Here is a 15140-nt window from a genome sequence, read left to right as displayed (position 1 = left end):
GGGGCGCCGCTCGATCTTCGGATGCAATCGACCGGCATGATCAACATCGCCGCCGCGCGCCTCCTTTGAAAAAGGGGGCTGGGGGATGTTCGGGACGCTCTGCCAAGCCAAGCCAAGGCAAGAGCAAATCCCCCTCAATCCCCCTTCTTCGAAGGGGGAAGGATATCGTGCCAAGGGTGAGATCGAGCGAGCCGCGGAACCTCTAGGCAATGACGCCGTTTCGGGTTCAAGCCGTTCGCCGCTCCTCCAGCACGCGTTCCAGGTCGGCCAGCCCGAGCCCGCGCGAACGCAGCAACGCCAGCAGGTGATAGGCCAGATCCGCCGCCTCGCCGAGCAGCGCGTCATCGTCCTCAGCCACCGCCGCGAGTGCGGTCTCGACACCCTCCTCGCCGACTTTCTGCGCGATGCGGCGCACGCCGGACGCGAACAGCCCGGTGCTGTAGCTGCCGGCCGGCCGCTCGCGCTCGCGCCGGGCGAGCAGCCGGTCCAGGTCGGCGAGCATGCTGCCCGGCGCTTCCGGAAAGCAGCTGGCGCGTTGCAGATGGCAGGTCGGTCCGTGCGGATGCGCGAGCACCAGCAGGGTGTCGCTGTCGCAGTCGGCACGGATCGAGACGAGCTGCAATGCATGGCCCGAGGTCTCGCCCTTGGTCCACAGCCGCCCTTTGCTGCGGCTGAAGAACGTCACCTGGCCTTTCGCCTGCGTCGCGGCCAGCGCCGCCCGGTCCATGTAGCCGAGCATCAGCACGCGCAGGGTGGTCGCGTCCTGGACGATGGCGGGCAGCAGGCCGTCGCCCTTGCCCCAGTCCAGGGCGTCCGCATCGAGGTCGTTCGATAGGGCCTTCGCTTCATTCATCCCGCACCTCGATCCCCTGCCCGCGCAGGTGTCGCTTGAGTTCCATGATCGCGATCGCGCCGCTGTGGAAGACGCTGGCGGCGAGCACGCCGTCGACGTCGGCGTCGCGGAACACCTCGACGAAATGCTGCGGTGTTCCCGCGCCACCGGACGCCACCAGCGGCACGCCGCAGACTGCACGCGCGGCCGCCAGTTGTTTGGTGTCGTAACCGCGCCGCACGCCGTCGCTGTCCATGCAGTTGAGCACGACCTCGCCGGCGCCGAGCCGCTGCGCCTCGATGATCCAGTCCAGGGTGCGCAGCGGCAGTGCCCGGGTGCGGTCGGGATCGCCGGTGTGGCTGCGCACGCGCCACTCGCCGTCCGGCTCCCGGAGCGAGTCGATCCCCACCACTACGCACTGCACGCCGAACGCGTCGGCCAGTTCCGATACCAGCGCGGGCCGTTCCAGCGCCGGCGTGTTGACCGAGATCTTGTCGGCGCCGGCGTGCAGCACCGCGCGCGCGGTCGCCACGTCGCGGATGCCGCCGGCGACGCAGAACGGGATGTCCAGCAGGCTCGAGACGCGCTCGACCCAGCCGTAGTCGACCGACCTGCCCTGTGGGCTGGCGCCGATGTCGTAGAACACCAACTCGTCGGCGCCGGCATCGCGATAGCGCAGCGCCAGGTCGACGATGTCGCCCATGTCGACGTGGTCGCGGAAGCGCACGCCCTTGACCACGCGGCCGCCGCGCACGTCCAGGCAGGGAATGATGCGCCGGCTCAGCATCACGCCGTCGCCAGTGCGTCGGCCAGCGTCAGCCGCCCTTCGAGCAGCGCGCGGCCGAGCACGATGCCGGCGCAGCCGGCCTCGCGCGCCGCAGCCACGTCACCGGCGTCGCGGACGCCACCGGATGCCTGCAGCTGCAGCGCCGGAGCCCGTGCGCGCACATGCGCATACAGCCCGAGATTCGGACCGGACAGCATGCCGTCGCGATCGATGTCGGTGGACAGCAGGTGGCACAATCCGCCGGAGGCGTAGCCGGATACGGCATCATCGAGCGTCGCTTCACCGTCTTCGGTCCAGCCGTGCACCGGCACGCGCCAGCCACCGGCGGCATCGCGGCGCGCGTCCAGCGCCACGGTGATGCGCTCGGCGCCGAACGCCGCGATCCAGCGCGTCACCGTCGCCGGTTCGCGCACGGCGAGCGAACCGATCACCACCCGCGCGGCGCCCGCGTCGAGCAGGCGCTGCACGTCCTCGCGACTGCGTACTCCGCCGCCGGTCTGGACCCGCAACGCGCTGTCGGCGACGATGGCACGCAGCAACGGCAGCAGCGTGTAGCCACCTTCGCGGGCCGCATCCAGGTCCACCAGATGCAGCCACTCTGCTCCCTGATCGGCGTATTGCCGCGCCAGGACGAGCGGTGCATCGCCGTAGCGCGTCTCGCGCGCATAGTCGCCCTGCGCCAGCCGCACCACGCGGCCCTCGCGCACGTCGATGGCGGGATAGACGGTGAACGCGCCGCTCATGCGACGCCGCTCCCGAGGAAATTGCCCAGCAGCCGCGCACCCGTGGCGCCCGAACGTTCCGGATGGAACTGCGCGCCGGCGACGTGGCCGCGCTGCACCACGGCGGCGAAGCGGCCGCCGTGCTCGCAGGCCAGCACGCAGTCGGCGCCGACCGGTGCGGCGTAGCTGTGCACGAAATAGGCCTGCGCGCCGGACGCGATGCCGTCGACCAGCGCATCGGCACGCATGGGCTCGAGCCGGTTCCAGCCCATGTGCGGGATGCGGACGCCGGGCGCGCTCCGCAGCTTCGAAACTCTGCCCGGCAACAGCCCGAGGCAGGGCGTGTCGTCCTCCTCCGAATGCTCGAACAGCAGCTGCATGCCCACGCACACGCCCAGCAGCGGCTGGCGCAGGTTCCGCAGCGTTTCCACGAGATCGAGTTCATGCAGGCGCCGCATGACCGTGGCCGCGGTGCTGACGCCCGGCAGGATCACCCGGTCGGCGGCACGGATGACATTGGCGTCGGCGCTGACCTGCGCTTCGACCCCGAGCCGGCGCAACGCATAACGCACCGAGCCGAGGTTGGCGCCGCCGGCATCGACCAGCGCCACGCGCATCACAGCGCACCCTTGGTGCTGGGCAGTTCCGCCCCCTCGCGACGGATCGCCTGCCGCAGCGCGCGCGCGAATGCCTTGAAGCAGGCTTCGACCTTGTGGTGGTCGTTGTTGCCGCGCACCCGCAGGTGCAGGTTGAGTGCCGCCGCATCGCACAGCGAACGGAAGAAGTGCGGCACCAGTTCGGTCGGCAAGTCGCCGACGCGCTCGCGCCGGAACTCGCCGTCGAACACCAGGTACGGACGGCCGCCGAAATCGAGGGCCGCCGAGGCCAGCGCCTCGTCCATCGGCAACACGAAGCCGTGCCTGCCGGAACTCTCGCCCTCGGCCAGCGCGCTTTCCGCCGGATGGAACCCGTAGCGCGCGATACCGCGCTTGTCGCCCAGCGCCTGCCGCAGCGCCTGCCCGAGCGCGATGCCGGTGTCCTCGACGGTGTGGTGCTCGTCGATGTGCAGGTCGCCTTCGGCGCGCACCGACAGCGCGAAGCCGCCGTGTTTGCCGATCTGGTCGAGCATGTGGTCGAAGAACGGCAGGCCGGTGGCGATCTCGGCGTCGGCCGAGCGATCGAGATCGAGATCGATCCGGATCCGCGTTTCGCGGGTGTCGCGCCACACCTGCGCGCGGCGTGGCGCGTCCGCGAGCGCGTGCGCGATCCCGGGCCAGTCCCAGTCGCCGCCGAACTGCGCGGTGCGCAGCTGGAAGCCGCGGATGCCAAGGTTGGCGGCGAACTGCAGGTCGCTGTCGCGGTCGCCGACCATCGCCGAGCGCTCCAGGTCGATGCCGCGATCGCGCAGGTAGTGCAGCGCCAGGCCGATCCCCGGCTTGCGGGTGGGCGCGTTGTCCTGCGGCAGGCTGACGTCGATGAGTTCCTCGCGGAACACGATGCCCTGGCTCTCGAAGATCTGCCGCATCAGCGCATGCGGACCGTCGAAGGCGGCCTGCGGATAGCCATCGCCGCCGAGGCCGTCTTGGTTGCTGACCAGCACGAATTCGTAGCCGGCATCGCGCAGCTTCAGCAGCGCCGGGACCACGTCGCGCACCAGGCGCAGCTTCTCGTAGCAGTCGACCTGGAAGTCTTCCGGCTCCTCGATCAGGGTGCCGTCGCGGTCGACGAACAGGATCGGTGTGCTCATGCGCACCGCCCCGCCCGCCCACCGCCGGGGCGCTCACGTTCCGGTGCAGTGCACGTGCTGCGCGTCGGGCGGAACTTGCCCCGCAGGCAGGCGGCATGCGATTTCCGTAGGAGCACGCCATGCGTGCGATGCCGCGGGCGCATCGCCGCCGGCGACGCCGATGTCCGGCGTGTTTGCCGGTCCAGGATCGCGGCATCCGCCGGATCCTGCCGACACCCGCGGTATCGCGCGCATGGCGCGCTCCTACGGGGGGCGGCGGGATCGCGCCTCACGCCGCGACCTCGAGGGTGCGCAGCACCGACAGCAACCGATCGTTCTGCGCCGGCGTACCGATGGTGATGCGCAGCGCGTCCGCCAGTTGCGGCGCCCCGCGCTGGTCGCGCACCACGATGCCGGCCGCGAGCAGCGCCGCGAATGCCGCGTCGGCATCGGCGAAGCGCACCAGCAGGAAGTTGCCCTGCGACGGGTAGACACGCACGACATCCGGCAACGCCACAAGTCCGTCCCGCAGGCGCTCGCGCTCATGGCGCGCCGAGGCGACGCGCGTGGCGGTTTCCGCCAGCACTGCCGTGGACAGCGCCGACAGCGCCAGTTCAGCGCAAGGCGCCGGCACCGGATACGGCGCCTGGCAACGACGCAGCACCGCGATCAGCGCAGGGTCGGTGATCAGTGCGCCGATGCGAGCCGCCGCCAGTGCGTGCGCCTTCGACAGCGTGCGCAGCACGGCAAGATTCGACGCCGATGCGGTCAGCGCCACCATCGAGGGCGCATCGGAAAACTCCACGTAGGCCTCGTCGACCACGACCAACGCCCGATCGCGCAGCCGCGTCGCGAGCCGGAGCACATCGTCCCGCGCAATGGCGCCTCCGGTCGGATTCGAGGGCGAGCACAGGAAGACCAGGCGAACGCCCCCTGCCAGCGCGGCCTCGGCGACGGCGTCGAAGTCGACCATGTAACCACCGGAGCCTTCGATCAGCGGCACCTCGACCAGTGGCGCGCCCTGCAGCCGCGCACTCACCGCATACATGCCGAATACCGGCGGCGTCACCAGCACCGCATCGCGCTCCGGCCTGCAAAGCGCGCGCACCAGCAGGTCGATGGCCTCGTCGCTGCCGCGCCCGACAAGCAGCTGCGAGCGGTCGCAGCCGTATAGCGACGCCAGCGCGTCGACCAGCGCAGGCGGCTGTGGCTCCGGGTAGCGGCGGCATGTGCCGTCGCCGTCGGCGGCGCTGGCCCACGTCGGCTCGTTGGCGTTCAACCAGATCTCGCCCCGCAGCCGCTCGCCGCGCGCCGAACGATATCCGGCGAAGTCGCGCAGGTCCTCGCGCACCAGATCGAGCACGCCGGTCATGCCGGCGCCCCCACCTTCGACTCCGCCGCAGTACCGCGCAGGCGCAGCCGCACCGCGTTCGCGTGCGCCTCCAGGCCCTCGGCCTCGGCCAGCGTCACCGCGCAGGCGCCGATGCCGGCGATGCCCTGGCGCGAGGCCGACTGCACGCTGATGAAGTTCTGGAAGCTGGCGACGCCAAGGCCGCTGCAGGCACGCGCGGCGCCGTCGGTCGGGAGCACGTGGTTGGTGCCGCTGCAGTAGTCGCCCAGCGCCTCGGGCGTGTAGTCGCCGAGGAACACCGAACCCGCCGCCTCGACGCGGTCGAGCCAACGCCGCGGCTCGCGCAGCGCCAGGATCAGGTGCTCGGGCGCATAGGCATTACTGATCGCGAAGGCGTCATCGAGGACGTCGACCTCGACCAGCCGCGACTGCGCCAGCGCGCGCGCGGCGATGTCTGCCCGCGGCAACGCCGGCAACTGCGTCGCCAGTGCGCGCTCGACCGCATCCAGCAGCGCGGCATCATCAGACAGCAGCAGCACCTGCGAATCCGGACCGTGCTCGGCCTGCGACAGCAGGTCGGCGGCGACGAAGCCGGGGTCGGCGCCGGCGTCGGCGATCACCATCACCTCGGACGGCCCTGCCGGCATGTCGATGGCCACCGCGCCGGAGTGCGCCAGCTGCCGCTTGGCCTCGGTCACCCAGGCATTACCAGGGCCGAACAGCTTGTCGCACTTCGGCACGCTGCCGCTGCCCAGCGCCATCGCCGCGATCGCCTGGGCACCGCCGAGCTTGAACACGCGCCGCACGCCGGTCAGGCGCGCCGCCACCAGCACCGCCGGATCGGCACTGCCGTCGGCGCGTGGCGGCGTGCACAGCAGCACCTCGCGGCAGCCGGCCAGGCGCGCCGGCACCCCGAGCATCAACGCGGTCGACGGCAGCGGCGCACTGCCGGCGGGCACGTACAGGCCGACCCGCGCGATCGCGCGCACGACGCGCTCGCAGACCACGCCGGGCGCGGTCTCGATCGCGTACCCCGGCACCATGCCGGCGCGGTGGAAGGCCTCGATGCGAGCGACGGCCTCTGCCATCGCGCGCCGCAACCCGGGCTCGACCGCGGCCTCGGCCCGCGCGAACTCCTCCGCGCCGACCTCGAACGCCTGCAGGGCGACGCCTTCGAGCCGTTCGGTGATCTCGCGCAATGCCACGTCGCCGCGACGGCGCACGTCCTCGACCAGGGCGGCGACGTCGTTGCGCGTGGCCTCCCCGGTCGCGCGCACCGGGCGTGCCAGCGCCTGCGCGCGGGCGCCGTCGTCGAGCGCCGACCAGCGCAGGCGGCGGACCGGCGAACCGTTCATGCCAGGGTCCTCTCCACCGGCAGCACCATCAAGCTGCGCGCGCCGGCGTGGCGCAGGTCCTCCAGTCGCTGCCAGGTCATCGCGCCGTGGCACAGCGCCTGTAGCGCCAGCGTGTCGCCGCCGTCGACCTGCAACACGGTGGGCGGCTCGGCATCCGGGAGCAGTTCGATCAGGGCGGGCATGGCGGCGCGTTCGGCCTGGAACAGCAGCAGACGGCTGTGCCGGAGCCGCAACACCCCGTCCATGCGCCGCAACAGCAGCTGCATCAACTCGGCGCGCGCGTCGGCAAACGGCGCAACCGGCCCGGCCAGCACCGCTTCGCTGCGCAGCAGTGTCAGCACCGGCTTGAGCTGGTTGGCCGCCAGCGTCGCGCCGCTGGAGACCAGGTCGCAGACGGCATCGGCCTGGCCCAGGCGCGGCGCGATCTCGACCGAACCGGACAGCATCACCACCTCGGCATCGATCCCCTGCCCGGCCAGCCAGCGCCGCAGCAGCTGCGGATAACTGCTGGCGATACGACAGCCGCGCAGCTGTTCCGGCCCCTGCCAGTCCCAGTCGTCGGGGACCGCGATATCGAGCCGACAGCCGCCGAAGCCGAGCGCGCGGAGTTCCTTCGCCACCGGCACAGTGCCGGCCTGCTCGCGCTCGGCGGTCTGCTCGTCGAGCACGTTGCGGCCGACGATGCCCAGGTCGCAGACGCCGTCGGCCAGCAGGCCCGGGATGTCGTCGTCGCGCACCAGCAGCAGATCGACCGGCAACGATTCGCCGTAGCAGAACAGGCGATCGCGGCTCTCGCGCCAGTCGAGCCCGCAGGCGGTCAGCAGCGCGCGCGACGGCTCACCGAGGCGTCCGCTTTTCTGGATGGCGATGCGCAGGCGGTCGCGCACCGCCTTGGCGGCGGGAGGGCTCATGGCGGTCCGTTCAATGGGAAGCGGCGAGACGGGGAAACTGCCGGCGTGCGGCGGCCGCATAGCCGCCGGTGCCGTGCTCGATCGTGCGCGCGACGCGACCGATCGTGGTCACGCTGACCCGGGTGCGCTCGTGAATCTCACGATACGGCACGCCCTGCAGCAGCAGCGGCACCACCCGCCAGCGATCGGTCATCGCCTCGATCTCGGCCGGCGTGCACAGGTCGCGCAGGAACGCCGCCACCTCGTCCGGCCGCTCCAGCGCGGCCAGCGCCTTCGCCAGCGCCCTGAACGAGGCGTCGGCATCCTGTTTCGGCAATGGATCGGGGCGCTGCTTCATCGGTCTAATGTATTAACGCGTTAGTTCATTATGCAGACTCGGGGGCGACCGTCAAGCTCCACACCAGAATTGTTCATCGGACTGGGCTGCGCCTAAGACGGCCGTTGCAAGAGCTTCCAGTTTTCATCGCGGGATAGCCGCACCTGGGCATTCGTCGCGATTTCGATAGTGCGGCTTGCCATCGGAGCCGTTCTTCGTGTCAAGAAAGCCTGGATTCGCGGGCTTCGGAGTCAGCGGCGCCCGGCCCGGGGCATGCTCCCCGGCTCGGTCCGCCATCCATGGCGGACTCGCCGCCGCAGGCCATCCCTGGCCTGCTATCCGCATACCCCGGCCCGGACGCCGCACCGGCAATTCGCTATCGGATGCTCGAAAGCCCTCCCACCGAAGCCGACAATGGCTGGAGCGGGAGACGTGCCGCGGGGGTTGCGGAGAGCTGCACAGGGATGTGCAGCGGCCCTGAGTCCGGCCATGGATGGCCGGACCGAAGGGCGGAGCAATCCCCGCGGCGCGTCTCCCGCCTCGGCGCAGCAGACCAAAGGCGGGCGTTTCGGTCAGGAACAGCATGACGCGGCGATTCATTGGCGCTGCCCCGTGGCGACGGCGCGACTTCGTTGCGGCGGAAAGATCTACTTGGCGCGACCGAAGGGCGAAGCAATCCCCGCAGCGCGGCTCACGCCCCCCGCGCCAAACCGAAGGCGCCCTTCGCGAAGCCCCGTCGAGTCGCGCCGCACTCAACCGACTTTAGGTTCTACGGTCGCGATCGCGCCTTGCCGTCCTCGCCTGCATCGTCATCCACGCCAGTGCCACGCCGGTCAGCGCGCCGAGGATCTCCATCATCACCCGGGCGCCGAGGCCGTCGGCGTCATGGATCTTCGACAGTGCGATCCGTGCATAGACCGGCGATTCGAGTCTGACCACGCCGAGGTAGAACAGATTCCAGGTGTCGATCCCCGCGGCCACGGCGATGGCGGACAGGCAGGCCCAGCCGATGGCGTGCCCAGGGTTCCAGCCGAAGCGCTCGCCAAGGGCGTGGAATACGCCATAGAGCAGCACGCCGATTGCCAGCGCGATCAGTCCGGCCTCGAACGCGCCGAGCCAGCCCAGGTGCAGCGGCAGGTTCAAACGTCGCGTCCGGCGATTGCCTCCGTGCGGCACGCGGCCGCCAGCAGCGAGCCGTCCTCCGCCAGGCGCACCGCCTCGGCCACTTCGCCGTCGAGGGCGCGGTCGCGATCGAGGAACGGAATGCGCGTGCGCAGTACCGCGTGTGCGGCGGCAACGGCGGCGCCGGGATGGAAGGTGTCGGCCGCGGCCAACTCGGCGCGCAGTGCCTCGACCTCGGCGAGGAACTGCGCGCGATGGCGGTGGCCCTCGGGGGGGGCGCCCTGCACCTTGGCGGCGAAGGCGGCGGCGTCGCTGCGTCGCGCCAGGTCGCGCGCGGCATTGATCATGTCGCTGCGGAAATCCAGTGCCTGTGCGGCGGTCTGCAGTTCCAGCGCCAGCACCTTGCCCAGATCGTCCGCCATCGCCAGCACGTGGCGTGCCTCGTTGGCGCCCATCGAGACATGGTCCTCGGCATTGGCGCTGGTCGGCACCGAATACACGCTGGCCGGATGCGCGTGGGTGGCGAGGTCGTTGACGATCGCTGCGGCGGTGTACTGCACGATCATCAGTCCGGATTCGGTACCGTCCTCGTTGCCGATCAGGAACGCCGGCAGGCCGTCGCTGGTAGCGGAGTCGACCAGCTTGTTGAGGCGGCGCTCGGAGATCGACGCCAGCACCGGGATCGCCGCCTTCACGTAGGCCAGCGCCAGCGCCAGCGGCATGCCGTGGAAGTGTCCGGCCGAGATCACCTGCTGTTCCACGTGCTCGGCCTTGCGGTCGGGGAACACCAGCGGGTTGTCGGTGACCGCGTTGAGCTCGATGTCGAGCACGCGCGCCGCCTGCGCCACCGCATCGCGCACGGCGCCGTGCACCTGCGGCACGCAACGCAGCGAGTAGCTGTCCTGCGGCTGGTGCTTCTTGCCGCCGCGGAACGGCTTGAAGCGCTGGTAGAACTTCTCGCGGCCGTGGCGCTGGTCGGCCGGCACCCAGTCCCAGCCGATGTCGAAGCGCAGCTGCTGCGCCTCGGGCGTGTCCCAGCTGCCCGGCAGCCAGAAGCGGAACTTCGGCACCAGGTGATAGGCGATGTCGGTCAGGGTCGATCCCGCCAGCAGCGCACGCAGGCGCGCGGCCACCTCCACCTGGCCCGGATGCGGACGCAGCGCATGCACCTCCTCGGCGAAGGCGCCCAGGCGGCCGGCAAAGGCATCGACGGTCATCGCCGCGGCCAGGTCGGCGGTGTCGAGCAGGTCCTCCAGGCGCGCGAGCGCGAGCACGCCCATCGCCAGCATCTGCGCGGTGCCGTTGTTCAGCGCCAGCCCTTCCTTGTACGACAGCGTGACCGGCGCCAGACCGGCGCGCCGCAGCGCCTCGGCGCCGGGCATGCGCTCGTCCTCGTAGACCGCCTCGCCGCCGCCGAGCAGCACGATCGCCAGGTGCGACAGTGGCGCCAGGTCGCCGGAGGCGCCGACCGACCCCAACGACGGCACCACCGGCACCACGCCGGCGTTGAGCATCGCGGCGAGCGCCTGCAGGGTACAGACGCGGATACCGGAATGGCCCTTGAGCAGGGTGTTGATGCGGATGCACAGCATCGCCCGCACCACGTCGGCCGCCATCGGCTCGCCGACGCAGACGGCGTGGCTGACGATCAGGTTCTGCTGCAGCTCGGCGTGCAGCGAGCGGCCTGACGGCAGCGTGCCCGGAAGCTCGTCGCGCAGCGGGTGCGCGCCGAGCAGCTTGTCGGCATTGCTACCGAAGCCGGTGGAGACGCCATAGATCGGTTCCTCGCGGCGCACCTGCTCGGCGAGGAAGTCGGCGGCGCGGGCGACCGCCCGCAACGCCTCGGCATCGAGTTCGACGCCGGCGCCGTTGGCGACGTCCACCAGCTGCGCGCGGGTGAGCGATCTGCCGTCGAGAAGAACGCATTTCATGTTGACTGCCTACCTGCATTGCTCATGGAAAGGAACTGCGCTTGTAGGAGCGGCTTCAGCCGCGACCCCACGCGTTTTCGCGACCAGTGATGGCCGGGGCTGAAGCCCCTCCTACAGGCGCTTCATCCCTGCGCGCGCAGCTGCTCGCGCTCGACCAGCAGCGTACGGCCCAGCTCGTCCTCGGCCGCTTCGAATTGCTCGCCGCGGCGCAGGTCCTTCACCGCCACCGCGTCGCGCGTCGCCTCGTCCTCGCCGCGGATCACCACGAACCGGATCCCGGCGCGATCGGCGTACTGCAGCTGCTTGGCCAGCTTGCGCGGCTCGAGCTGGGTTTCGACGTTGAGCCCGGCGGCGCGCAGTCGCTGCGACAGCGCCAGCGCATGGTCGAGACCGGCATCGTCGAGCAACGCCACCAGCACGTCGACCGAGCTGTCGGCGGTGTCGACCAGGCCGGCCTCGCGCAGCTGCCAGAACAGCCGGGTCAGGCCGATCGAGATGCCGACGCCGGGCAACTTCGACTTCGTGTAGTGGCCGGCGAGATCATCGTAGCGGCCGCCGGAGCAGATCGAGCCGATCTGCGGGTGCGCGTCCAGTACGGTCTCGTAGACCATGCCGGTGTAATAGTCGAGCCCGCGCGCGATCGAGAGGTTGATGGCGTAGTCGGACTCCGGCACGCCCATCGCGCGCAGGCGCTCGAGTGCCGCGCGCAGCTCGTCGCGGCCCTGCTCGAACGACGGCGTCCCGGGGCCCAGTTCGGCGAGTTTGGCCAGCGCATCGCCGTGGTCGCGCGAACGTATTCGCGAGAACGCCAGCAGCCGGTCGGCCGCCTCCGGCGCGAGATCGAAACCCTCCCCGAGCAGGGTATCGCGCACCGCATCGGCGCCGCGCTTGTCGAGTTTGTCCAGCTCCCGCAGCACCAGGTCCTGGCGCGCGCCTTCGATGCCGAGCCCCTCGAAGAACCCGCGCAGCAGCTTGCGGTGGTTCATCTGGATGGTGAAGTCGCCGATGCCCAGCGCCTTGAACACGGCGTGGATCACCGCCGGGATCTCGGCGTCATAGCGCGGCGATAGCGTGTCCTTGCCGATCACGTCGATGTCGCACTGGTAGAACTCGCGGAAACGCCCGCGCTGCGCGCGTTCACCGCGGTACACGCGCTGCATCTGGTAGCGGCGGAACGGGAACGCCAGTTCGCGCTCGTGCTCGGCCACGTAGCGCGCCAGCGGCACGGTCAGGTCGAAGCGCAGCGCCAGTTCCGGCAGGCCTTCACTTTGCTTCTCCAGGGCGCCGGTGGACTGCACGAAATACACCTGCCGCTCGGTCTCGCCGCCGGACTTGGTCAACAACACGTCGGACAGCTCGAACACCGGCGTCTCCACCGGCAGGAAGCCGAATGCCTCGAAGGTGCGACGGATGGTATCGAGCATGCGCTGGAACGCGATCTGGTCGCGCGGCAGCAGTTCCATGACCCCCGGCGGGGTACGCGGCTTGATCAAGACGGGCTCCGGTAATGCGAATGCGGCAGTTTAGTGGAGCGGAGCGCGTTTCGCCGCACCGGCTCCGGAGACTCCATAGCCGAGCCAGCTCGGCTCTACGTGCGTCGTGGCGGTTGCGGGGACCGCGTTCCCGGCCGGCCCGGCCGCAGCACATCGACCGGTCCGCTCAGACACATGCGGGCTTGCCCGATCCGGGCAGCGGTCACTACAATACGCGGCTCGCCCAGTCGGGGTGTAGCTCAGCCTGGTAGAGCGCTACGTTCGGGACGTAGAAGTCGCAGGTTCAAATCCTGTCTCCCCGACCAACCGTTGCAGTGAACAAGCCGGCCTCCGTGCCGGCTTTTTCGTTTTTCGCGCGCGCGCATTAGGCACCACGTCTTCTCGCACCTTCCCCGGCTCCGCTGGTCCGCGCTACGGCGATCGGTCGATAACGGGGCAACTTGGCATGGGCTGTGCTTACAACGATCCTGAGAAATGTGACTGAAATCACATTTCACCTTTTCTCACGGATTCTCACCTCCCATGACCCCATTCCTCTGCAGAAGGCCGCTGGCAGCGGCCCTGAGCGCCCTGCTCGGGCTGATGTCCGCCGGCACGTGTGCCTCCGCAGCGTCACAAAATGACACGGCAGGTCACATTCCGGACCGCGAGACCGCGATCACCGAGATCGAGGCTCTGCTGCAGGCGCGTGACCCAGTCGCCGCCCTCGCCCGGGTCGAACGGCTGGCGCCGATCTGGCCCGACGACGCCCGCTTCTATCGACTGCGCGTGGCCGCGCTGTCGGACGTTGGCGACAGCGATCGTGCCTGGGCGCTGTACCGCGCACATCCCGATCTGTTCAGCGCCGAGCAGCGCGAGCGTTTCGAGGCCGACCGGCTGGCGCGCCTGGTGCTGTGGAGCCGGCAGTACGCCGCAGACGAGTCGGCCCTGCTCGCCGACGTGGAACGGGCCGAGGCCGCCATCGACGACTACATACGCGAGACCGGCATCGGGATCGGGGAACTGCCGCCGCGCATCCGCTATGACCGCATGATCGTCCTCAATCGCCTCAATCGCCATGCCGAGGTGGCGGCCGAATACCGCGATCTGCGGGCGGCGGGCAGCGAGATTCCCGGACATGCGCTGGCGGCGATCGGCGATTCACTGATGGCGCTGCAACGGCCCGGGGAAGCCGAACTTGCGCTCGATGGCGCGCTGCAGGCCGATCCGGAGAACATCGACATCCGCATCCAGCGCGCCTACGCCGCGCTGGAGCAGGAGCAGCACGCCGAAGCGCGGGCGCAGCTGCAGGCCGTGCGCGATGCCAACCCGCCCTGGCCGCTGCGGCCCGGTGCGACCCAGGGCTGGCAGAACTGGCACCGCTACGAGGCCGACCTCAACTACGGGTTGCTGCTGGCGTTCGGCGAGGACCTGCCGCAGGCACAGGCGTTGCTGGAGGAGCGCGCCGCGGTCGGACCGGCCAACACCGGCCTGCAATCGGCGCTCGGCACGATCTACCTGATCCGCGGCTGGCCCGAACGCGCACTCGAGCGCTTCCGCATGGCCTCCACCCTGGACGAGCGCGACGTGCCGTCGCGGGTCGGCCAGGTCGGCGCGCTGACCGAGCTGCAGCGCGACGACCTGGCGCGCCCGATCCACGACGAACTGATGCAGCGCTACGGCGACCTGCCCCTGGTGCAGCGCATGGATCAGACCTGGGACGTGCATCGCGGCTGGCAATGGCGCGCCTACGCCGCCGGCGGCCGCAGCGAGGGTGGCGCCGCCGTCAGCCCACTCGGCAGCCGCGACCGCCGCTACGGCGTCGAGGTGCAGACGCCGGTGCTGGGCGATCGCTGGCGCCTGACCGCGGGGCACGACTACCGCTGGTCCGATTTCGACGGCGCCCGCATCGACGATCGTCGTACCAGCGCCGGCGTGCGCTACGCCCACGACCGGCTCGACTGGGGCCTGCAGGCCAACCGTGCCAGCGACGACGTCGGCGGCACCGGCATCGATGCCGATGCCGGCTGGCGCTTCAACGACCTGTGGGACGCCCGCGCGACGGTGCGCCGCAACGATGCCGACGCCTCGATGCAGGCGCGCGCCGCCGGCATCACCGCCGACAGCGTCGAACTGTCCGCGAACTACGTGCCCAGCGAGCGCACCTACTGGTCGCTCGCCGCCAAGCACTGGCGCTACGACGACGGCAACCACCGCGACTCGCTGGCACTCGGGCTCGACCAGCGCCTGTTCACGCGCCCGCACTTCCTGCTCAACGGCCTGGCCGGTGCGTACGCCAGCCGCGGCAGCCGCGACGACGCGCCCTACTTCAACCCCTCGCGCGACGCGTCGCTGGAACTGGGCCTGCGCGCCGACCACTTGGCCTGGCGGCGCTACGACCGGCACTTCCGGCATCGCCTGACCGTGGGGGCCGGGAACTATTACCAGGAAGGCTTCGGCAGCGGCCTGGTGCCGAGCGCCCGCTACGAGCACGAGTGGCAGTTCGCGCTCGGACGCGTCCTGACCTATGGAGTGAGCTGGTCGCGGCCCGTCTACGACGGCCAGCGCGAAGAGCGGATCGGCTTCGACGCCGAATTCCGCTGGGGAGAATGAAC

General features: G+C 70.5%; 13 protein-coding genes and 1 tRNA gene. 2 read left to right on the top strand and 12 right to left on the bottom strand.

The genetic code is table 11. From position 1 onward, the window contains the following. Nucleotides 1-226 precede the first annotated feature (226 nt). From hisIE to hisS, 12 genes are all read right to left on the bottom strand, one after another. Nucleotides 227-853, bottom strand: coding sequence for a bifunctional phosphoribosyl-AMP cyclohydrolase/phosphoribosyl-ATP diphosphatase HisIE (gene hisIE / locus FXO19_RS01940; protein WP_149193362.1), 627 nt, complete (start codon nucleotides 851-853; stop codon nucleotides 227-229). Beyond that, nucleotides 846-1619: an imidazole glycerol phosphate synthase subunit HisF gene (gene hisF, locus FXO19_RS01935; RefSeq protein WP_149193361.1), complete on the bottom strand. Its 774-nt coding sequence runs from the start codon at nucleotides 1617-1619 to the stop codon at nucleotides 846-848. The genes hisIE and hisF overlap by 8 nt, the downstream gene beginning before the upstream one ends. Next, nucleotides 1619-2362 carry a 1-(5-phosphoribosyl)-5-[(5-phosphoribosylamino)methylideneamino]imidazole-4-carboxamide isomerase gene (hisA, locus tag FXO19_RS01930; RefSeq protein ID WP_149193360.1) on the bottom strand — a complete coding sequence of 248 codons (744 nt, stop codon included), beginning with the start codon at nucleotides 2360-2362 and terminating at the stop codon, nucleotides 1619-1621. The genes hisF and hisA overlap by 1 nt, the downstream gene beginning before the upstream one ends. After that, nucleotides 2359-2961, bottom strand: a complete 603-nt coding sequence (hisH, locus tag FXO19_RS01925; RefSeq protein ID WP_149193359.1) for an imidazole glycerol phosphate synthase subunit HisH — start codon at nucleotides 2959-2961, stop codon at nucleotides 2359-2361. The genes hisA and hisH overlap by 4 nt, the downstream gene beginning before the upstream one ends. After that, nucleotides 2958-4088: a bifunctional histidinol-phosphatase/imidazoleglycerol-phosphate dehydratase HisB gene (gene hisB, locus FXO19_RS01920; protein ID WP_149193358.1), complete on the bottom strand. Its 1131-nt coding sequence runs from the start codon at nucleotides 4086-4088 to the stop codon at nucleotides 2958-2960. The genes hisH and hisB overlap by 4 nt, the downstream gene beginning before the upstream one ends. Nucleotides 4089-4356: 268 nt before the next feature. After that, nucleotides 4357-5439: a histidinol-phosphate transaminase gene (gene hisC / locus FXO19_RS01915; RefSeq protein ID WP_149193357.1), complete on the bottom strand. Its 1083-nt coding sequence runs from the start codon at nucleotides 5437-5439 to the stop codon at nucleotides 4357-4359. Beyond that, nucleotides 5436-6773 carry a histidinol dehydrogenase gene (gene hisD, locus FXO19_RS01910; protein WP_149193356.1) on the bottom strand — a complete coding sequence of 446 codons (1338 nt, stop codon included), beginning with the start codon at nucleotides 6771-6773 and terminating at the stop codon, nucleotides 5436-5438. Before hisD ends, hisC begins: the two co-directional genes overlap by 4 nt. After that, nucleotides 6770-7684, bottom strand: coding sequence for an ATP phosphoribosyltransferase (gene hisG, locus FXO19_RS01905; RefSeq protein WP_149193355.1), 915 nt, complete (start codon nucleotides 7682-7684; stop codon nucleotides 6770-6772). Before hisG ends, hisD begins: the two co-directional genes overlap by 4 nt. Nucleotides 7685-7694: 10 nt before the next feature. Beyond that, on the bottom strand, nucleotides 7695-8021 hold the full coding sequence (locus tag FXO19_RS01900) for a YerC/YecD family TrpR-related protein (protein WP_149193354.1): 327 nt from the start codon (nucleotides 8019-8021) through the stop codon (nucleotides 7695-7697). A 741-nt stretch (nucleotides 8022-8762) separates the two neighbouring features. Continuing rightward, nucleotides 8763-9143, bottom strand: coding sequence for a hypothetical protein (locus FXO19_RS01895; protein ID WP_149193353.1), 381 nt, complete (start codon nucleotides 9141-9143; stop codon nucleotides 8763-8765). Further along, on the bottom strand, nucleotides 9140-11053 hold the full coding sequence (locus FXO19_RS01890; protein ID WP_149193352.1) for an HAL/PAL/TAL family ammonia-lyase: 1914 nt from the start codon (nucleotides 11051-11053) through the stop codon (nucleotides 9140-9142). Before FXO19_RS01890 ends, FXO19_RS01895 begins: the two co-directional genes overlap by 4 nt. Nucleotides 11054-11175: 122 nt before the next feature. Continuing rightward, complete coding sequence (gene hisS / locus FXO19_RS01885; RefSeq protein ID WP_149193351.1) at nucleotides 11176-12546, bottom strand: histidine--tRNA ligase; 1371 nt, start codon at nucleotides 12544-12546, stop codon at nucleotides 11176-11178. A 228-nt stretch (nucleotides 12547-12774) separates the two neighbouring features. Between hisS and FXO19_RS01880 the strand changes: the two genes are divergently transcribed. Both FXO19_RS01880 and pgaA read left to right on the top strand, forming a co-directional pair. After that, a tRNA-Pro gene (locus tag FXO19_RS01880) sits at nucleotides 12775-12851 on the top strand. A gap of 217 nt (nucleotides 12852-13068) precedes the next feature. Then, entirely contained in the window at nucleotides 13069-15138 is a 2070-nt protein-coding gene (gene pgaA / locus FXO19_RS01875) for a poly-beta-1,6 N-acetyl-D-glucosamine export porin PgaA (RefSeq protein ID WP_149193350.1), read from the top strand. Nucleotides 15139-15140 lie beyond the last annotated feature (2 nt).

This window comes from Luteimonas suaedae, from assembly GCF_008312895.1.
GTDB classification, from domain to species: Bacteria; Pseudomonadota; Gammaproteobacteria; order Xanthomonadales; family Xanthomonadaceae; genus Luteimonas; species Luteimonas suaedae.
The sequence above is the reverse complement of the archived record's forward strand: the minus strand, read 5'-3'. Positions and strand labels throughout refer to the sequence as shown.